This is a genomic window from Actinoallomurus sp. CA-150999 (assembly GCF_050942425.1).
GTDB lineage: Bacteria > Actinomycetota > Actinomycetes > Streptosporangiales > Streptosporangiaceae > Actinoallomurus.
Genome location: NZ_CP192063.1, coordinates 7,029,602 through 7,049,063 on the forward strand (window position 1 = coordinate 7,029,602; position 19,462 = coordinate 7,049,063).

At 73.8% G+C, this 19,462-nt stretch carries 15 protein-coding genes; 10 read left to right on the top strand and 5 right to left on the bottom strand.

Features of this window, described 5'->3' with window-relative positions:
* Positions 1 to 275 precede the first annotated feature (275 nt).
* Together ACQP2O_RS32565 and ACQP2O_RS32570 are read right to left on the bottom strand one after the other, a co-directional pair.
* Complete coding sequence (locus ACQP2O_RS32565) at positions 276 to 914, bottom strand: hypothetical protein (RefSeq protein ID WP_433171756.1); 639 nt, start codon at positions 912 to 914, stop codon at positions 276 to 278.
* Between the two features lie 68 nt (positions 915 to 982).
* Positions 983 to 1,321, bottom strand: a complete 339-nt coding sequence (locus tag ACQP2O_RS32570) for a HEAT repeat domain-containing protein (protein ID WP_433171758.1) — start codon at positions 1,319 to 1,321, stop codon at positions 983 to 985.
* A gap of 213 nt (positions 1,322 to 1,534) precedes the next feature.
* Here ACQP2O_RS32570 and ACQP2O_RS32575 point away from each other — a divergent pair, with 213 nt between their 5' ends.
* The 4 genes from ACQP2O_RS32575 to ACQP2O_RS32590 all read left to right on the top strand — a co-directional run bounded on the left by ACQP2O_RS32575 (position 1,535) and on the right by ACQP2O_RS32590 (position 6,718).
* Positions 1,535 to 2,347 (top strand): NAD-dependent protein deacetylase, encoded by an 813-nt coding sequence (locus ACQP2O_RS32575; protein ID WP_433191231.1) that lies wholly within the window; start codon positions 1,535 to 1,537, stop codon positions 2,345 to 2,347.
* Between the two features lie 66 nt (positions 2,348 to 2,413).
* Positions 2,414 to 4,042: a LuxR C-terminal-related transcriptional regulator gene (locus tag ACQP2O_RS32580; RefSeq protein ID WP_433171760.1), complete on the top strand. Its 1,629-nt coding sequence runs from the start codon at positions 2,414 to 2,416 to the stop codon at positions 4,040 to 4,042.
* 250 nt (positions 4,043 to 4,292) lie between these two features.
* Positions 4,293 to 5,099: a class I SAM-dependent methyltransferase gene (locus ACQP2O_RS32585; RefSeq protein ID WP_433171762.1), complete on the top strand. Its 807-nt coding sequence runs from the start codon at positions 4,293 to 4,295 to the stop codon at positions 5,097 to 5,099.
* 14 nt (positions 5,100 to 5,113) lie between these two features.
* The gene (locus tag ACQP2O_RS32590; protein ID WP_433171764.1) at positions 5,114 to 6,718 is read left to right on the top strand and encodes a DHA2 family efflux MFS transporter permease subunit; all 1,605 of its coding nucleotides are present in this window, start codon (positions 5,114 to 5,116) and stop codon (positions 6,716 to 6,718) included.
* A 155-nt stretch (positions 6,719 to 6,873) separates the two neighbouring features.
* Here the strand turns inward: ACQP2O_RS32590 and ACQP2O_RS32595 are convergent, their stop codons facing one another.
* Both ACQP2O_RS32595 and ACQP2O_RS32600 read right to left on the bottom strand, forming a co-directional pair.
* Entirely contained in the window at positions 6,874 to 8,880 is a 2,007-nt protein-coding gene (locus tag ACQP2O_RS32595) for a zinc ribbon domain-containing protein (protein ID WP_433171766.1), read from the bottom strand.
* 364 nt (positions 8,881 to 9,244) lie between these two features.
* Complete coding sequence (locus ACQP2O_RS32600; protein WP_433171768.1) at positions 9,245 to 9,871, bottom strand: LysE family translocator; 627 nt, start codon at positions 9,869 to 9,871, stop codon at positions 9,245 to 9,247.
* 198 nt (positions 9,872 to 10,069) lie between these two features.
* On the opposite strand from ACQP2O_RS32600, the gene ACQP2O_RS32605 reads away from it, so the two are divergent.
* Positions 10,070 to 10,282: a DivIVA domain-containing protein gene (locus ACQP2O_RS32605; RefSeq protein ID WP_433171770.1), complete on the top strand. Its 213-nt coding sequence runs from the start codon at positions 10,070 to 10,072 to the stop codon at positions 10,280 to 10,282.
* An 18-nt stretch (positions 10,283 to 10,300) separates the two neighbouring features.
* Here the strand turns inward: ACQP2O_RS32605 and ACQP2O_RS32610 are convergent, their stop codons facing one another.
* Positions 10,301 to 10,666 (bottom strand): winged helix-turn-helix transcriptional regulator, encoded by a 366-nt coding sequence (locus tag ACQP2O_RS32610; protein ID WP_433191233.1) that lies wholly within the window; start codon positions 10,664 to 10,666, stop codon positions 10,301 to 10,303.
* A 96-nt stretch (positions 10,667 to 10,762) separates the two neighbouring features.
* Between ACQP2O_RS32610 and ACQP2O_RS32615 the strand changes: the two genes are divergently transcribed.
* The 5 genes from ACQP2O_RS32615 (at position 10,763) to ACQP2O_RS32635 (ending at position 18,942) form a co-directional block, all read left to right on the top strand.
* Positions 10,763 to 11,653: an NAD(P)-dependent oxidoreductase gene (locus ACQP2O_RS32615; protein WP_433171772.1), complete on the top strand. Its 891-nt coding sequence runs from the start codon at positions 10,763 to 10,765 to the stop codon at positions 11,651 to 11,653.
* A gap of 110 nt (positions 11,654 to 11,763) precedes the next feature.
* Positions 11,764 to 12,729, top strand: a complete 966-nt coding sequence (locus ACQP2O_RS32620) for an SWIM zinc finger family protein (RefSeq protein ID WP_433171774.1) — start codon at positions 11,764 to 11,766, stop codon at positions 12,727 to 12,729.
* Complete coding sequence (locus tag ACQP2O_RS32625; RefSeq protein ID WP_433171776.1) at positions 12,726 to 14,852, top strand: DUF5691 domain-containing protein; 2,127 nt, start codon at positions 12,726 to 12,728, stop codon at positions 14,850 to 14,852. The genes ACQP2O_RS32620 and ACQP2O_RS32625 overlap by 4 nt, the downstream gene beginning before the upstream one ends.
* Before the next feature lie 248 nt (positions 14,853 to 15,100).
* Positions 15,101 to 16,183: an ATP-binding protein gene (locus ACQP2O_RS32630; RefSeq protein ID WP_433171778.1), complete on the top strand. Its 1,083-nt coding sequence runs from the start codon at positions 15,101 to 15,103 to the stop codon at positions 16,181 to 16,183.
* Positions 16,184 to 16,185: 2 nt separating this feature from the next.
* Positions 16,186 to 18,942 carry a DUF5682 family protein gene (locus tag ACQP2O_RS32635; protein ID WP_433171780.1) on the top strand — a complete coding sequence of 919 codons (2,757 nt, stop codon included), beginning with the start codon at positions 16,186 to 16,188 and terminating at the stop codon, positions 18,940 to 18,942.
* Positions 18,943 to 19,462: the final 520 nt, after the last annotated feature.

A 19,462-nucleotide genomic window follows, 5' to 3' on the forward strand; every position in this document is an offset into this window, starting at 1 on the left:
GTCCGCCTGGCGACCGTCGCAGGCATCAGACGTGACCGCGCCAGACGCGCGGTACGCCACGCAGGGCGCAACCGCGCAGGTGCCAGGCGTGACCGCACTCGGGTGTCAGGCGCGCTGTACGCCACGCAGGGCGCGACCGCGCAGGTGCCAGGCGTGACCGCGCTCGGGTGTCCGGCGCGGAACGCCGACGCGCCGTGCGGGGGTCGCGAAGCGGTGTCCGACGCGAACGCAGAGGCGACCGGACGGACGCCGCGCGTCGTCGGGACGGGTGGTGATCAGATGAGGGCGTTCGCGGGAACGCCGGTGTTCCGAGGAGGGCCGCGCCGTACGAGGACGTGCCGGAGCGTGGCCGTGACGGGCGGGGTGTCGTCGTCGCGACGGCACGGTCCGGCGGGACGGCGCGGGGGCGTGCGGAGGTCCGCGGGTGCCAACAGGACCAGCGCCCGCAGCGTACGACCGAGGAGGGACTCGCCGAGAGCGCTCAGCGCGCGCCAGAGGGCGCGTTCGCCGGCGTACAGCCACAGGGCGACGAGCATTCCGGCGACCGCGTGGGCGCCGAGCATGCCGAGCCCGGCCGACGCGCCGTGCCGTACGGACGGGGCGGCGCCGACGACATGATGCACGCCGCCGTGCATGGTCATGACGAGATGCCCGGGGGCGGAGGGCGTGGCCCAGGTGAACCACTGGTGCAGGCAGGTCTGCGCGACCTCGACGGCCAGCAGGATCCACCAGGCCGACCGCCGCCGGTCGGCGAGGCAGTAGCCGACCGCCGTGACGACGGGCAGGGCGATCAACCCCGCCCAGGCGGGGGCCGGCCGGGCGGCCATCATGTCGTGGCCGGCCATGGACAGCACGACGCACACCGAGGCGAAGACCCCGGCGCGCATCAGACGGAACCACCCAGGCGGACGCATGACCTCACCGAACTACTACGGCGCGTAGTACCCGGAGACTACACTGCGGATATTCACGGCCCGAGACGTCAGGCGAGCCACCCGTTGACGCGCGCCCGGTGGAGGGCCTGGCGGGCCTCGGCGCTGTCGAGCATCTCCAGCCCCCGGATCGCCCAGAACCGCAGCGACTCGTCGTCGCCGTCGAGCTGATCCGCCAGAACCGGCAGAGCCCCCGGAGACCGGGCCTCGGCGATGAGCTCGAGGAGCAGGCAGCGCAGATCGTCGTCGCGCTCCTCGCCGAACGCCGTGACGATCTCGTCGACGTACGTGTCGGAGTGCTCGCGCAGGAAGTCGAAGCCTTGCGCCCGGAGCGCCGGATCCGGGCTCCGCATCGACTCCAGGGCCCGTGCAACGCGCTGGTTCGCCATCAGGTCCGTCTTCCTAGCAGCGTGGGTTCGGGAACGCACCGCATCGTAGAGGTCCCCTCCGACGGTCTCACCACCACCCGCCCGGTTCGGGCAGGGGCGGGCATCGCGCATCATGGAGGGGTGACTGGGGCGGTGTACGACGGCGGACTTCACGTCAGGCCGGGCGGGGCGGCGGTTGTCGGCGCGGATCCGGCGTTCGGCACCGCTTTCGCGATGCTGGTCGACCTGGTCGCCGACGGCGATGTGGTGGTGCTGAGCGGGGCCGGGCTGTCCACCGAGTCCGGCATCCCGGATTACCGGGGTGAGACCGGTCGTCAGCGGCGTGCCACCCCGATGACGTATCAGACCTTCGTCGGCAGTGAGGCGGCCCGGCGGCGCTACTGGGCGCGCAGCCACCTGGGCTGGCGGCACGTCGCACGGGCCGCGCCCAACGACGGTCACCGCGCGGTGGCCGAGTTCCAGCGGCGCGGGCTGCTGGCCGGGGTCATCACCCAGAACGTCGACGGCCTGCACCAGGACGCCGGCGCGCGGGACGTCATCGAGCTGCACGGCAGCCTGGACCGCGTCGTCTGTCTCGCGTGCGGGCGGCGCACGCCGCGCGAGGAGCTCGACGAGCGTCTGCGCGCGGCCAACCCCGGCTGGGACGCCGAGGCCAGCGTGATCAATCCCGACGGTGACGCGGTGCTGGACGACGACCGCGTCGACTCCTTCCGTACCGTCGACTGCCGGGACTGCGGCGGGGTGCTCAAGCCGGACGTCATCTTCTTCGGCGAGAACGTCCCGCGCCCGCGCGTCGAGGACTGTTACGCGCTGACCGAGCGGGCCGGCACCCTCCTCGTCCTCGGGTCCTCGTTGACGGTCATGTCGGGGTACCGGTTCGTGCGCCGTGCCGCCGAGCGGTCGATTCCGGTCGCGATCGTCAACCGGGGCGTCACGCGAGGCGACGCCGAGGCTCTGCTGACCATGGACGCCCCGCTGGGCACGACCCTCACCGCGCTCCTCGCCGAGCTGACCCCTCGTCCCTGAGCGCCCGACCGCACGAGGGCGGGCGCCGTGCTGCCGACCACTCTGCGGGTGAGCGATGATGCGAGTATGACGATGATCGCCGACCGGCTACGGGAAGGCCGCGACCTCTTACGACGTGGCGCGTGGGCCGACGCCCGCAAGGTCTTCACCGTGGCCCTCGAGGCGTCGGACGACCCCGCGGCCGCGGAGGGCATCGCCAGTGCGTCCTGGTGGCTGGAGAACGACACGGAGGTCACCGCGCGGTACGAGGACGCCTACCGCGGCTACCGCGCGGCGGGCGACGACCGCGGGGCGGCCAGGGTCGCCGCCTGGCTGGGCAACGGCGCACTCCAGTTGCGCGGGGAGGCCGCGGTCGCCCAGGGCTGGTTCCAGCGGGCGGAGCGGCTCCTGGCCGACCTTCCCGAAGGGGAGGAACACGGCCTGCTGTCGCTGTTCAAGGGAATGGCCGCGCGCTTCCGGGGCGACGTCGAAGAGACGGACGAGCTGGCGGCGCGCGCCGTCGAGATCGGCCGCCGGCTCGGCTCCCCCGATCTCGAGGTCCAGGGAATGGCGCTCACCGGGATGGCGCGCATCGGGCAGGGCAAGGTCGCCGACGGCATGCGGCTGCTCGACGAGGCCGCCGCGGCGGCGCTCGCCGGCGAGGTGCGCGAGGTGGGGTCGGTCTGGATCCCCACCTGCTACCTCGTCCAGGGCTGCGAGCAGGTACGCGACTGGGACCGGGCCGAGCAGTGGCGCGCCCGCGTCATGGACTTCTGCCGGCGCTTCGACCTGGGCTCGCCCTTCTCCCGGTGCCGGACGCACTACAGCACGATCCTGCTGTGGCGCGGCGACTGGGCCGCGGCCGAGGCCGAACTGCTCCATGCCGCCAAGGCCCTGCGGATCCAGCGGCCCATGTTCGCGGCGGAAGCGTGGGTGCGCCTCGGCGAGCTGCGCCGCCGCCAGGGACGATGGGAGGAGGCGGCCGACCTGTTCGCGTTGAGCCGGTCGCTTCCCGCCGCCCGCATCGGGCAGGCGGAGCTCCGCCTGGACCGGGACGACCCGGACGACGCGCTCGACCTCGCCGGGCGCCTGCTGGAGGCGATCGGCGGCGCGGAGCGCGGCCCCGCCCTGGAGGTGTTCGTCCGCGCGGGCGTACGGACGAAGGACCCCGACGTGGTCGCGACGGCCGTCGACGAGCTGGCCGAGATCGCCCACGCGTCCGGCGTCGAGGCCGTGGAGGCGGCTGCGCTGTGGGCCCGCGGCGTTCACCGCGCCGCGCTCTCCGACACGGCCCAGGCGATCCCGCTGCTGGAGAACGCGGTCGAGCTGTACGAACGCGCGGGCGGACCGTACGACGCCGCCCGCACCCGCCTCGACCTGGCATCGGCTCTCCTCGCGAGCGGCCGGCCCGGCCCGGCGGCCGAAGAGGCGCGGGCCGCGCAGGACGTCTTCGAGCGGCTCGGCGCCACCGCCGACGCACGGCGGGCGAACCGCCTGGTGGGCCGGGCGCACAGCGCGCCGACCGCCGAGCTGACGCCGCGCCAGGTCGAGATCCTGCGGCTGCTGGCGGTCGGCCTGACCAACGCCGAGATCGCGGACCGGCTGGTCCTCAGCGAGCACACGGTCAAACGGCACGTCGCGAACATCCTCGCCCGCCTGGGCCTGCCCACGCGCACGGCCGCCGTCGCGTACGGTTCCCGGGTCGGCCTGCTCTAGGGGAAGCCGTGCTCGAGCTCTAGAGGAAGCCCCGTTCGAGCTCTTAGAGGAAGCCCTGTTCGAGCGAGCACCGCTCCCGGGGACTCGCTCGTGGCGGCCCTGCGCTCGGAGACCCCGCGCGCGGAGGCTCTCGTTTCTGGGATGGCCCCGGTCATGGCGGAGGTCGTGGCCCGTTCGGGCCACGACCGCGGCGAGGTTGGCCCGCTCGGGCGAAGATGACCGGGGTGGACCGGCCGTAGCGTCCCCGAACATGACCGAATACGCGCTCATCACCGAAGCCCAGCGCAAGGCCTGGTCGATCGGCGACCTCGGCAAGCTGGCGGCCCGCATGTCCACGCTCTACGCCGAGCTGCTCTGCGAATCGATCCGGCTGCGCCCCTCCGAACGGGTCCTCGACGTCGCGGCCGGGACCGGCACGACGTCCATCGCCGCGGCACGCCGCTTCTGCGACGTCGTCGCCGTCGACCTCGTGGGCGACTTCCTCGCGAAGGCCACCGACCTGGCCGGCGGCGAGGACCTCGAACTCGAGACCCACGAGGCGGACGCTCAGGACCTCCCGTTCGAAGACGGCTACTTCGACGTCGTCCTGTCGACGTTCGGCGTCATGTTCGCCCCGGACCAGCAGCGCGTGGCCGACGAGCTGCTGCGCGTCGTCCGTCCGACCGGCCGGATCGGCTTCACCGCCTGGACCCCCGACGGCGTCATCGGCCGCTACGCGCAGACGATCGGCAAGTACCTGCAGCCGCCTCCGGGCGTCCGTTCCCCGTTCGAGTGGGGGACCGAGCAGCGGATCCGCGAGCTGTTCGGCGGGCGCATCAGGTCCGTCAAGGTCAGCCGCCGGGCGCAGCCGATCTGCTACCCGTCGGTGGAGTTCGCCGTCGAGTACTTCCGTGCGTGGTACGGCCCGGCCCGCGCCGCGTTCGACCGGCTCGACGAAGCGGGCCGGAAGGCGCTGCACGACGACATGGTCGCGGTGTGGGACAGCACCAACGAGGCCGGCGACGGCAGCCTCATCGCCCACGCCGACTATCTCGAGTGCGTCATCGAGACGTCCTGATCCGGGGAGCCGACATGCGATCAGCGGATGCGAAACACCCCTGGGTGGCGCTGACGGCGCTGTGCCTCGGGATGCTGGTGGCCTCACTCGACACCACGATCGTCAACGTCACGCTGCCGCGCCTCGTCACCGGACTGCACGCGGGACTCGACCAGGTCCTCTGGGTCGTCAACGGTTATGTCCTCGTCTACGCCGCTCTGCTGATCACGGGCGGCAGGCTCGGCGACGTGCTCGGTTCGCGGCGGATGCTGCTGACCGGCCTCGTCCTGTTCACGCTGGCGTCCGCCTTGTGCGGGGTGTCCGGCAGCGTCACCCAGCTCGTACTGGCACGCATCCTGCAGGGCCTCGCGGGCGCCGTGATGGTGCCCCAGGTGATGGCGCTGATCTCCGCGATCTTCCCGGCGGAGCGCAGAGGCGCCGCCTTCGGCCTCCTCAGCGCCACGGCCGGGGTGGCCGCGGTGAGCGGGCCGGTGCTCGGCGGCCTGATCGTCACCGACTGGAGCTGGCGCTGGGTCTTCTACATCAACGTGCCGATCTGCGCGGCGGCGTGCGTGCTGACGGTGCTCTTCGTACCGGACGCGCGCCCCGCCCGGCGGCATCGCTTCGACCTGCTCGGAATCGTCCTCATCACCGCCGGGCTGGGCGGGATCACCTACGGCCTCATCGAGGGCCAGCACTACGACTGGGGCACCGTGACGGGGTCCGTCACGATCCCGGAGATCATCGCGGCCGGTGCCGTGGTCCTCGCGGGGTTCGTCTGGTGGGAGGGCCGGCACGCGGAGCCGCTGGTGCCGCTGGCGCTGTTCCGCTACCGGTCCTTCTCGGTGGCGAACTCGGTCAACGCCGTCCTCTACCTCACGATGTACGGCGTAACGCTGCTCGTCTCCCTCCACCTTCAGTCGGTCGCGGGCATGAGCGCCCTCCGTACCGGGCTGACGTATCTGCCGATGGCGTTCGCCATGGGATTCATCTCCGTGCCGGCGGGCCGGCTCACCGACCGCGTCGGAGGACGTTCCCTCATGTTCGGCGGCCTGGTGATCCTCGCGGCCGGGATCGGCCTCCTGGCCTGGGTGGAGTCCGGCACCGCGACCGCGTCGACCTTCGTCGGCCCGCTGCTCGTCGTGGGCATTGGCATCGCGTTCGTCATGGCCCCGGCCACCACCGAGGCGATGCGCGAACTGCCGGCGAAGCTCGCCGGTGCCTCGTCCGGGGTGTTCAACAGCAGCCGCCAGGTGGCGGGCGCGATCGGCGTCGCGGTCGTGGGCGCCGTGCTACAGAACCGGATGACCAGCGAGATCTCCGACAACGCCGCCCGCCTGGCCCAGCAGCTTCCGCCCGGCGAACGCGCCCGGTTCGCCCACGAACTCCCCCGGATGGTCGGCGGCGGCGGGGTCATCACCCGCTCCGGCGGGTCCGGCGGCACGGGGCTCTTCCAACGCCTGGCACACGAGGCGTACGCCAACGCGTTCGCCGCGGGTGAGCGGCCGGCCCTGTGGTTGCTGATCGGCCTGGTGGTGGTCGGCGCGGCGAGCTGCCTCCTGCTCAGGCGCGCGCCGACGAGAGATGAGACGGCCGGGCAGGCGCCGGCAGAACGCCGCCCTCAGGAAGAAGCCGCCTGACCCTCCGGTACCTCGTCCGTCTTGGGACGGACGAGGGAGAAGATGACTGATGGCGTCCGCCAGCATCGGCACCAGCCGTGTCAGTCAGATCGAGAAGGGCAAGATCTCCAGGCGGGACGCCCTCGGCCGGTACGTCGAGGCGCTCGGCGGGCGCCTCAGCGTCTCTGATCAGCTTGGAGATCCGTAGTCACATTGGAAAGTGTTGTGGCTGGTGGATCTGCCCATCGTGGTGGGGTGGCGTGGGCGTGCAGGTGGAAGCCTGCGCCCAGTGCCGCTCCTTTGGGCCGGTGCCGTGGCCGGTTCCGGCGGGTGGGGGTGGTTGAGCTGATCGTGTGCACGGGTGTGCGTACGCCCTGGTACCGGCAGGCCGCGCGGGGCGGTCTGTGGTCCGTGTGAGCGCGTCCCTCCGGACGCTGACCCGCCGACCCGTGAGGGCCTGGGGTGGAGGGTGCCCCGCGTCGCCTGGGCGCGGGGCGTGAGGTACGGCGCGGGGTCGGGCCGGTCTTGGACCGGTCACCCCCGCTGGCCTGAGAAGGCGCGGTCCCGGTGATGACCGCGCCCGCTTCGAGCGTGTCGATCACGCGGCCGATGGTCATCTGGCCGGTGGCGCGATCAACATTGGTGTTGTGCTGGTGGGTCAGGCCGCGGGCGGCGATGCGCCGCCACGCGCCGTGGTCACGGTCGCCTTGCCAGCCACAGTCAGGGCCGGGGCAGATCGCCCATTTCCAGCCAGGTGCGGTGGGGCGGTCGGGTGCCTTGCAGTGCCGTAGCGGCAGCAGGCAGTGCGGGCAGTGCTTGGAGGTGTTCTTCGGCGGGACGGTGACCACGGCGATGCCGGTCTCGGCGGCCAGGTGCCGCATGTTGCCGACGATCTGTCCGCGCACGGCTTGGGAGAGGCGGGTGTTGAGGGTGCGGCCCATGCCTTTGGCCTCCATCGACCGCAGATCCTCGATATAGATCACGCTCGCGCCCGCGGCGATCGCCTGATCCACCGCCCACCGCGCCGCCGACCAGGCCAGAGCGTCGTTCAGGCCCGACCGGCGATCGGCCACGTACTCGCTTTCGGTCTTCAGGACGGCGCGTTTGGCGGCCAGGCGGTGGTCTTCCCGGTCGCCGATGAGGCGGGAGTAGGTGTCGGTTTTGGCGTGCAGGTGTTCGCCGTGGCGGCGTAGCCGGTGCTGGCGAGCCATCACCCCGGCAGCCCGGAACATCGCCCCGGCCCCGAGGGCGGCGATGGTGCCGTCGGGACGCAACCGGCAGGGTCCGGCGCTGAGCAGGGTGTTCAAGCCCCAGTCCACACCCAGCGCCGTCGTGTGACCTTTCCGTTCGGCTTTCGGGACGGGATGGGAGAACGCCAGGTCGGCATGCACCTTGCCACCTCCCGGCCCAATGGTGGGGCGCAGTGTGGGCAGGTGCAGCACCGCATCCGGCGGGACGGTGGGCGGCAGCGGGAGCTGACAGGCCACCCAGGTCCAGTCGGCATACGAGCGCGGATCCGGGCGGGTGGGCAACTGCACCCGCAGCAACACCCTGGCCGCGTCGTCGTCGGCGCGTTCCAGGGTGGCCTGCTGGCGGTCCACCGCGGCCAGTACCAGCATCCGCGCCGCGCGCGGCGCCTCCTCCAGGTCGAACACATCGACCGGAAGCCGCCCATGAGCGTCGCAGAAGGCGGTGATCTGCCGTGTACGCGCTTTGATCACATTGCCCGGCAGCGATCTGCTGTCAAGGATCGCCTCTCGGACAGCGTCCCACTCGGCCGGCGTGCGCTTGGACGGATCGGCAGGCCAGGCTTCCAGGACCCCAGCGACCATCTCTGCGCGGTGCTGCACACCACGCAGAATCCGCCCGGCCTGCTCTTGAACCATCCGCACGATCCGGTCATTGACCCGCACCCCGTCGGGCACGGCCACAGCCCAGCCCAGCCTCCGCAATGCCATCCACGCATTCGACGGCAAGGCGCGGCCCGCCTCGTCCACCCCGGCGGCCAGCCTTGCCACGTCGCCGGCGTTCCAGTGTCCGGCCAGCAGGCCAGCAATCATCCCCGCAGCCAGGTCCGCGGCCCAGCCCACCCGCTCGGCCACCACCCGCGCCGAGACCACCTCACCGGTCTTCTCAGCCACCCCGCCCCGCAGCAGCACGCGGGCGGTCGCGGTCCGAGCCACCTGCCCCTCAGCCAGCGGACGTCTCCGGCTCATGCGACACGACCGGATGACACGCGATCAAGCATGTACGCACAGTAGCGATCCGTATCCGTATTCCGCTCGGTGATTCGAAAATTCGAGCGAGGCAAGCCCGTCAGAGCGTCGACGATAAGCGTCATCGGGTGCACACCGCTTTCGCCATCCTGAGCAACCACAGCAACTCGACGCCCTCCAGCGACCGCTACGCAACATCACGGATCCCTACGGAAACCTGTGAGCCTCATGGCCGATTTCGGCGACGAACTGCTGCGCGGGGGATGAGGCGGACCGGCGCTCGGGAGGGGCGCCGGTCCGCCCTCGGGCGGCGAATGCGGGGGTGCCTGGCTCAGCGCCGTCGGTGACCGGGGCCGGCGAACGCGGTGAGCACGCCGAGCCCGAGATAGACGGCACTCGTCACGTACCGCTGCCGACGACGGAACGCCCGGCTGCCGCGCAGCCGGTGCCCGAGCGAGCCGGCGGCGAGAGCGTACGCGACGTCGGAGGCCAGCCCGATCAGGGCCGTCACGAGCCCCATGACGACGATCTGGGCGGGCACCGCGCCCGCCTGCTCGTCCACGAACTGCGGCAGGAACGCCAGGAAGAAGAGGATCACCTTCGGGTTGAACAGGTTGACCAGGACGCCGTCGAGATAGACACGCCGGAGTGGCCGCGGCTCGAGCACCAGGCCCTCGTCGTCGCCGCGGCGCAGGGTCCGCACGGCGAGGTAGACGAGGTAGGCCGCCCCGGCGTACCGCACCGCGCCGAACGCCGTCGCCGAGGCGGCAACCAGCGCGGACAGGCCGGCCGCCGCGGCGAGGACGTGCACCAGCGTGCCGGTCTCGACGCCGAGCGCCGAGGCGATGCCCGCACGGCGCCCTTCGCCGACGCTCCGCGTCGTGATGTAGAGATGGTTCGGTCCGGGGACGGCGACGAGCGTGAGCGCCGCCAGCAGGAACAGGAGGGGATGGGTCACCGTCCGTACGCTAGATCCGGTGTCGGGCCCGGCCCCAGGTCCAATCGCCCTCCCGGAACATGGACCATCCTCCCCCGCCGTACGCCTCGGAGGCGGCGGTCCGTCCACGGCCGGGGACCGCTCATCCCGCGTCCGGCCCCGCCGCGATCGCGTCACCTGGGATGATCAACAGGCTCCGACGACGCGGGAGGAACCGCCGTGAACGACGCGTTCGACATCGCCTGGCGCGGCTACGACCGTCGCCAGGTCGACGAGTACCTCCGGCGCCTGTCCGACGACCCCACAGGCACGCCCCCACCTGCCTTCGACGTCGTGCTGCGCGGCTACGACCGGCGACAGGTGGAGCGGTACCTCGCCGAGGGCGGGCGGCCGGATGACGGCGGGCCGATGGAGGGCTTCTTCGGCTCCTGAGCGCGGACGTCCGCCGGGTCAGGTGGTGGTCTCCCGCGCGGAGGCGTGGGCGTACGCGCCGCCGAGGATGTTCTCGCGGCCCCACGCGCCGAGGGGGGCGAGCGCGGCGTTGAGCGAGACGCCGAGCGCGGTCAGCGAGTACTCCACGTGGGGCGGCACCTCGTCGTACGCCTCACGGTGCACGATGCCGTCCTCCTCGAGCTCCCGCAGGTGCGAGGCGAGCACCTTCTCCGTGATGCCGGGCAGGTTCCGTCGCAGTTCGCCGAACCGGCACGGCCGCTCGTTGAGCGCCCAGAGGATCAGTACCTTCCACTTTCCGCCGATGACGTCCATGGCGGCGTCGATGCCGCACTCGTAGCTCCCGGGCCTGCGTACGGTCGCCAACTCCATCTCCCCTGCCTGCTCGCTTACCCGGCGGTCACCACGCACTTCGAAGTGCGTACTTGATCGTTTCGGGCCCTGCGCACCAGCCTAACCAGCATGAACTCGGAAAAAACTCCCCTCACTCTTCTCGGGCTCGGCGCGATGGGCACCGCACTGGCCCGTACGTGGCTCGCCGCCGGGCATCCGCTCACCGTGTGGAACCGCACGGCGGCCAGGGCCGAACCGCTGGCCGCCGACGGGGCGACGGTCGCGGCGACCGCCGCCGAGGCGGTCGCCGCCAACGACTTGGTGGTGGTCTGCCTGCTCGACGACGCCTCGGTCGCCGAGGCCCTGGCCGACGCCGACCTGACGGGTAAGGACCTGGTCGACCTCACCACGGGCACTCCGGACCAGGCCCGGGACCGGGCCGCGTGGGCGCGGGCCCGCGGCGCCCGCTTCCTGGACGGCGGGATCATGGCGGTCCCGCCGATGATCGGGGCTCCGGGCTCCGGGGCGTACATGTTCTACAGCGGATCCCGGCCGCTGTTCGACGCCCACCGCGACACCCTGGCCGTTCCGGCCGGCACGGTGTACGTCGGGGAGGATCCCCGCCTGGCGGCCCTGCACGACGTGGCGCTGCTGAGCGCGATGTACGGGATGTTCGCCGGGGTCGCGCACGCGTTCGCGCTGGTCCGGGAGGAGGACGTCGCGCTGACCGACTTCGCGTCCCTGCTCGCGGGCTGGCTGACCGCCATGACCGCGTCCGTGCGCGGGACCGCCGCCCATCTGGAGAGCGGCGACTACACCGGTGGCGTCGCCTCCAACCTCGCCATGCAGGTCGCGGGGACGGCGACGCTGCTGCGCACGGCCGAGGAACAGGGCGTCAGCCCCGAACTGCTCACGCCGTACCTCGACCTGATGAAGCGCCGCCTCGCCGACGGCCGCGGCGACGAGGACACCACGGGCGTCATCGACCTGCTCGCACGCCGTACGGACCAGGCCGGCTGACGACCGCCGCCCCTGCGCCGGGTGCACCGGAACCACCCGCCCGGAACGGCGGCCATCCCGCACTCGGTGGTCAGGGCGGAATGTCGGCGAACACCGATAGCGTCGAGCGTGTGATCGAACCGGAAGGGACGCCCGCCCACCACGGCGACGCCGGGGTGCTGACGACGGCCGAGCGCCGTGAGCGGCGGGTGGCCGCCGGTGTCGAGGAGCTCGACCGGTGGCTGTGCGACCAGATCGAGCAGGGCCTGGCGCACGCCGATCGCGCACCGTCCACGATGTGGGAGGACGTCGCCCGCCGCCTCGTCGACGCCCAGGCGAGCGGGCTCGCGGCCCGGGTGCGCGAGCTCGGGGCGATCCCGGGCCGCGGCGGGGACCGGCCCGAACGGCTGCTGGAGGAGTACGCCCTGCTGCGGCTGCTGACGACGGCCTTCCGGCGCCGTGACGCGCTGCCGGAGCCGCTGCACGCCACCGTCCGGGCCCGCGTGGGCTTCACCGTGAGCCAGGAGGAGGTCCTCGCGGGCGAGCGGGTCCGGGATCACTGGTACGTCGCGGGGTGCCGGGACGTCGAGCAGGACCGGCTCGTCGCGCGGCGGGTCTGGCTGCGCGGCCGGGAGACCGGGCGGTCCGCGCTGGTCCTGACCTTCGCCGCGCCGGGCCGGGCGCTCGACGCGTCCCTCACCGTCGGCGACACGGTCGACACCGAGCTCGCCTTCTACCCCGGAGCCCTGCCGCTGCGCGCCCTCGTGGCGGCCCGCCACCCCGCGCCCGCTCAGGGTCCGCCGCACGGCACGACCGTGATCGCACTGCTGCGCGAACACGCCGCAGCCCTGGCGCGGGACCCGTGGCTGGAACGATGGCCCGCCGTGCTGACGGGCGTCCGCCCGGCGCGCGACGGCGCGGGCCTCCCCCACCTGGTCGACGGAGACGGCGACGCACTTCCCCTGCGCACGACCGACGTGTGGCGCCTGCTGGCGGTGTCCGGCGGCCGGCCGTTCACGGTGTCCGGCGAGTGGTCGCCACGAGGGCTGCTCCCGCTGTCCGCCTGGCAGGAGGAGGAAGGGACCGTGCCGCTGTGAGCGCCTGGGGCGAGCACGTGAGCGCCGCGCTGCTGGGCACCCGACGCCGACCGGTGCCACCGCTCGACGAAGCACCGCCGCTGGTCGGGGCACCCACACCCGTCGCAGCGCCGCCACCCGACGAGACACCGCCACTGGAGGGTCCGCCCGCGCTCGGCGAGGCACCGCCATTCGACGAAGCACCGCGGTTGGACTGGACTCCGACCCTCGACGAGCCGCCGGCCCTCGACGGCGCACCACCGCCCCACGAGACACCGCCACCCGCCGGGACCTCCACACCCGGCGGGGCACCGCGACCCGCCGAGACACCAGCACTGGACGGGACGCCCACGCCCGGCGGGGCATCGGTGCCCGACACACGCACGCCTGGCGAACCACCGCGACCGGACGGGCCGCCGCCCGACGAGACAGCGGCACCGGACGGGACGCCCATACCCGGCGCGGCACCGCCACTCGGCGAGCCGCCGGCGCTCGACGGAACGCCCACGCCCGGCGAGCCACCGCCACCGGACGGGGGACCTATGCCCGGCGAAGCACCGCCACCCGACGGGACGCCGGCGTCCGCCGAGGCACCGTCACTCGACGGAACACTCGCGCCCGGCGAACCGCCGGCGCTCGACCGAGCGCCTGCGCCCGGTGAAGCACCGCCCGACGGAACGCCCGGGCTCGACGAGGTACCGGCGGGGCCGGTCGAGCCGGCGGCTCGGCTGCTGGAGCAGGCGGCGGTGCTGACGGCGCGTCGGCGGGCGGGGTGGCGGCCGGTCACGGCGGAGCCGATCGCGCCCGCCCCGGCGGAGACCGCGCCGATCGTTCCGCCCGCTGCGGCCGTTCGGCTGCGCCGGATACTGTCCGGCGAGTACGCGCGGGTCCTGCCGGAGTGGCTCGACGCCGCCGCCCATAGCGGTCGTCGCGTCCCCGCGCACCTGCTTCCGGACCTGCTGCACAAGGGCCGCTCCGACCGGGCGCTCCGACCGTCCATCGCACGGGCGGCGGGCCGCCGGGGCGTGTGGCTGGCGATGCGGAATCTCGACTGGGCGTACCTCGTCGTGGCGAGTGGCGGCGATTCCGCCCAGGACCCCGAAGTGTGGAAGACCGGTGCCCGCGCCCAGCGCGTCGCGCACCTCATGCGGTTGCGGGCCACCGACCCGGCCACGGCCCGTACGACGCTGTCCTCGACGTGGGCGCGGGAGCCCGCCCCGGAGCGGGCGCTGTTCCTCACGACCTTCGAGCGCGGGCTGTCCCTCGCGGACGAGGACTTCCTCGAGGACGCGCTCGACGACCGCGGCCTGGAGGTGCGGCGCATCGCGGCCGACCTGCTCGCCCGGCTCCCCGGCTCGGCGCACGCCGGGCGCATGGCCGATCGGGCCCGCGCCTGCCTACGCCCGCGGAGCGGGGCGGCGGCCACGTCCGCCCGGCCCACCGCCTGCGCGGCCACGCCGGAGGGGATCGTCGTCGCCCCACCGGCCGACCACGACGAGGCGATGCGGCGCGACGGCATCCCGTACCACGCGGTCGAGCGCATCGGGAACCACGCGGGCTGGCTGCGGGAGATTCTCGCGCGTACGCCGCTGTCGGCCTGGACCGACCGGTTCGGTACGGCCCCGGAGCGGATCGTCCGGCTGCCGATCGTGGTCGACGCGTCGCGCGAGCCGGACGCGGGCCGCACCCGGGACGTCCACCTCGGCTGGGCCCGTGCGGCGGCGCGGCAGCGGGACGCCGCCTGGGCCCGCGCACTCCTGGCGGGCGACGTCGTGCTCGGCGAGGTCACCACCCTGGCCGATCTGCTGGACGTCCTGCCCGCCGTCGAGCGCGACGACGCCGCGGCCGAGGCGGTCCGCCGGATCGAGGGGCATGCCGACCGCCTCACGGTGCTCGAACGCGTCCCCGGCCCCTGGGCCGGCGCGCTCGCCGACGCGGTGGCGGCCGCCCTGGCCGCCGCCGCGTCGGATCCCGACGGTGAACGCTTCCCGGTCGACCTGGCCCGCCTTGCCGGCGAGCGCCTCGGGCCGGCCACCGCGCCCCGCCTGGCCGACCTCGTCCGGCGGCACCCTGCGTGCCGGCCGCTGTCCGAGCTCGCCGACGTCCTGCGCTTCCGCCACGACATGCTCGAGGAGCTGCGGTGACGCCGCACGCGACGGGAGTGGGCGGACGTCGTCACGATGAGGACCCGAAAGTGGGAAGGTCGTCGCGCAGGCCCGCGGCGCCCTCCAGCCGCTGCGCACCGGCATCTCGATGGTGAGGGGTGGCCCGCCCGCCGAGCGAGCGAGGACGGCGAGCGACCCATGACCCCGAGCGAGCCCGACGTGACCGCCCATCCCTTGCCTCCCGGCAAGACCGCCCATCCCTTGCCACCGACGAAGGAGTCCAGCCGATGACCGAGGCCGTGCTGCGCCCGCACGCGGAGCACCAGTTCGCCGACGAGCTCGCCCTGCTCGCCGAGCGGGACGACCGGCCGCGCCCGCCCGGCTGGCGGATGTCGCCGCAGGCCGTCACGGTCTATCTTCTCGGCGGAACGCTGCCCGACGGCTCGGTGATCACGCCGAAGTACGTCGGGCCGCGCCGCCTGATCGAGGTGGCCGTCGCCACCCTGGCCACGGACCGGGCGCTGCTGCTGCTCGGCGTACCCGGCACCGCCAAGACCTGGGTGTCGGAGCACCTGGCGGCGGCGGTCAGCGGTGACTCGACGCTGCTGGTCCAGGGCACCGCCGGCACGGCGGAGGAGGCGATCCGGTACGGCTGGAACTACGCGCGGCTGCTGGCCGAGGGCCCTTCGGAGCAGGCGCTCGTGCCCAGCCCGGTGATGCGGGCGATGCGGTCCGGGGCCGTCGCCCGGGTCGAGGAGCTGACCCGGATGCCGTCGGACGTCCAGGACACCCTCATCACGATCCTGTCCGAGAAGGCCCTGCCGATCCCCGAGCTGGGCTCCGAAGTGCAGGCCCGCAAGGGGTTCACCGTGATCGCGACCGCCAACGACCGTGACCGGGGCGTGAACGACCTGTCCAGCGCGCTGCGCCGCCGGTTCAACACCGTCGTGCTGCCGTTGCCCGCGACGACCGAGGAGGAGGTCGACATCGTCGCCCGCCGGGTCGCCCAGATCGGCACGTCGCTCGAGCTGCCGGAAACCGGCACCAGGCTGGAGGAGATCCGCCGGGTGGTGACCGTCTTCCGCGAGCTGCGCTCGGGACGCACGGCGGACGGCCGTACGCGGCTCAAGTCGCCCAGCGGCACGCTGAGCACCGCGGAGGCGATCTCGGTGATCACGAGCGGCCGCGTCCTGGCGGCGCACTTCGGCGATGGCGTGCTGCGCGCCGCGGACGTCGCGAGCGGCATCGTCGGCACCGTCGTGCAGGATCCGGTGTCGGACCGCGTCGTGTGGCAGGAGTACCTCGAGACGGTCGTCCGCGACCGCCCAGAGTGGCACGATTTCTACCGCGCCTGCCGCGAGGTCTCCTGACCGTGGCCGCCCCTGCCCACGAGCGCGTACGGATCTTCGGCATCCGGCATCACGGCCCCGGATCGGCGCGGGCCCTCGTCCGCGCGCTGGACGAGCTGCGGCCCGACATCGTCCTGATCGAAGGGCCGCCGGAGGCCGACGCGCTCGTCGGCCTCGCCGCGGACCCCCGGATGGTGCCCCCGGTGGCGCTGCTCGCCCACGCGGTGGAGGGCGGAGCGGGGCGGCGGGCGGCGTTCTGGCCGTTCGCGGAGTTCAGCCCCGAATGGCAGGCGATCCGCCACGCCCTGCGGGCGGGGGTGCCCGTCCGCTTCTGCGACCTGCCCGCCGCCCACCAGCTCGCCGACGACCCACCCGGCGACGGGCCCGTCGGGCCTGAAGCGGTTCCGGGGACCGACGCCGACGACCCGCCGGGTGACAAACCCGTCGAGACCGAGGCGGTTCCGGGGACCGACCAGGCCCGCGCGGCACTGCCCGGGACCGACGGCGACTCAGGACGGCCAACGGCGGATCCCCTGACCGGTGACGGTCCCGACGCAGAGGCACCGGGAGACGACGGCGGGCCCGACGCCGCCGCAGAGCCGGTCCACCTCGATCCCCTGACCCGCGACGGCCCCGGCGCGGAGGCGCCGGCAGAGAACGGCGGGCCCGACGCCATCACAGAGCCGGTCCACCTTGATCCCCTGACCGGTGACGGCTCCGGCGCGGAGGCATCGGCAGAGAACGGCGGGCCCGACGCCGTCGCAGAGCCGGTGCGCCTCGATCCCCTGACCGGTGACGGCCCTGGCGCGGAGGCGCCGGGAGACGACGGCGGGCCGGACGCGGTCGCGGAGGCGGTGCGGCTCGATCCCCTGGCGCGGCTGGCCGAAGCCGCGGGATACGACGACGCCGAACGATGGTGGGATGACGTCGTCGAGCACCGCGATGGCGGGCCGTCGCCGTTCCCGGCCATCGCCGAGGCGATGGCCGCGCTCCGGGAGCACGCCCCGGACCTGCCGGAGGATCACCTGCGGCGAGAGGAGCGGCGCGAGGCGTTCATGCGCAGGGCCGTGCGCCAGGCGCTCAAGGAGGGGTACGAGCGCATCGCGGTGGTCTGCGGCGCGTGGCACGTGCCCGCGATCGCCGCCGGGCTCCGTCCGCCGCGGTCGGCCGGAGCGCCCACCGCGGCGGGCGACGACCGTACGCTGCGCGGCCTGCCCACCACGAAGGTGGCGCTGACCTGGGTGCCGTGGACGCATGGGCGCCTGGCGAGCCACTCCGGGTACGGCGCCGGCATCACTTCGCCGGGGTGGTACCACCACCTGTTCACCGCGCCCGATCGGCCGATCGAGCGCTGGTTCACCGCGGTCGCGGCGGTGCTGCGCGACGAGGATTTGCCCGTGTCGTCCGCGCACGTCATCGAGGCCGTCCGCCTCGCGAACGCGCTCGCCGCCCTGCGCGACCGGCCGCTCGCCGGGCTCGCGGAGGTCACCGAAGCGGCCCTCGCCGTCCTGTGCGAGGGCGCGGAGCTCCCCCTGGAGCTGATCCAGCGCCGCATGGTCGTCGGCGAGCGCATGGGCGCCGTACCAGACAGCGCGCCGATGGTGCCGCTGCAGCGTGACCTGCGGGACGAGCAGCGGCGGCTGCGGCTCAAGCCCGCGGCGACGGCCAAGGAACTCGACCTGGACCTGCGCCGGCCCACCGACCTGGACCGCAGCCGGTTGCTGCACCGTCTCCGCCTGCTCGGGGTCCCGTGGGGCGAGCCCGCCGGATCCGGCCGCGGCAAGGGCACCTTCCGGGAGAGCTGGGCTCTGACCTGGCTGCCGGAGTTCGACGTCCGGCTGGTCGAGGCCGGCGCTTGGGGTCTGACGGTCCGGAGTGCTGCGTCCGCCCGGGCGGGCGCCCTGGCGGCGGAGGCGGACGCCCTGCCGGCGCTCACCGTCGTGGCCGAGCACTGTCTGCTGGCCGACCTCGCCGAGGCGCTGCCGGCCGTCATGGCCGCGCTCGCCGACCGGGCGGCGGCCGACACCGACGTCACCCACCTCATGGCGGCGCTGCCGGCCCTGGTCCGCACGCTGCGGTACGGCGACGTGCGGGGCACCTCGGTGGGACCGCTGCATACGGTCGTCGACGGCCTCGTCGTACGGATCTGCGTAGGGCTTCCGAAGGAGGTCTCCGGGCTGGACGACGATGCGGCCCGTACGCTCCTCGATCGCGTCGACGAGGTCCACGAGGCGATCGCCCTGCTCGGCGACGGCGAGCACACCGCCCGCTGGCACGGCACGCTGGCCTCTCTCCTCGACCGGCCGGGGCTGCCCGGCCTGATCGAGGGCCGCCTCACCCGGCTGCTGCTGGACGCCGGGTCGCCGGCCGAAGAGCCCGCCGGCCGGGTCGGCGACCGGATGGCTCGCGCCGTCTCGGTCGGTGAGTCACCGGCCCGGGCGGCCGCCTGGATCGAGGGCTTCCTCTCCGGCGGCGGCCTGATCCTCGTCCACGACGACCGGCTGCTCCGTCTGGTCGACGACTGGATCACGGGCCTGCCCGCCGACTCCTTCACCGACGTGCTGCCGCTGCTGCGCCGGACGTTCGGAACGTTCGAGGCGCCGGAGCGCCGATCGATCGGCGAGCGGGTAGCCCGGATCGCCACCGCCTCGGCGCCGGACACCACCGACGAGCCCCTGGATCTGATGCGCGCGGCCCCGGCCGTACGGACGGTCCTCGACATTCTCGGCTGGGCCGCGCCCGCCCGGCGACCCGAAGACGACGAGAGGGGAAGCCGGTGAGTGACCCGGGGAGACACAACGCCGTCCCGGCGAAGGGTCCGCCGGAGGCGACGACCGGGCAAGGGGCACCGACCCCGATCGCCCGCCCTCGTCCCCCGCAGGCGACGACCGGGCCCCCGATCGTGCGCCCTCGTCCCGCGCAGGCGCGCCGGCCGGCCTTTACGCGGCGGGGCCGCGCCCGAGGTCCCCGGCCGGCCATAGCGCAAGACGACGAGAGAGGACATCGGGTGAGCGCCCCGGGGAGACACAACGCCGTCTCGGCGGAGGGTCCGCCGGAGGCGACGACCGGGCGAGGGGTACCGACCCCGATCGCGCGCCCTCGTCCCCCGCAGGCGCGCCGGCCGGCCTCTAAGCGGCGGGGCCGCGCGCGAGGTCCCCGGCCAGCCGTAGCGCGCCGGTCGGCCGTAGCGCGCCGGTCGGCCGTAGCGCGCCGACCGAAGCCCAGTGCGCGCCGGTCGAAGCCCAGTGCGCGGCGGTCGAAGCCCGGTGCGCGGTGGTCGAAGCCCGGTGCGGGGCGGTC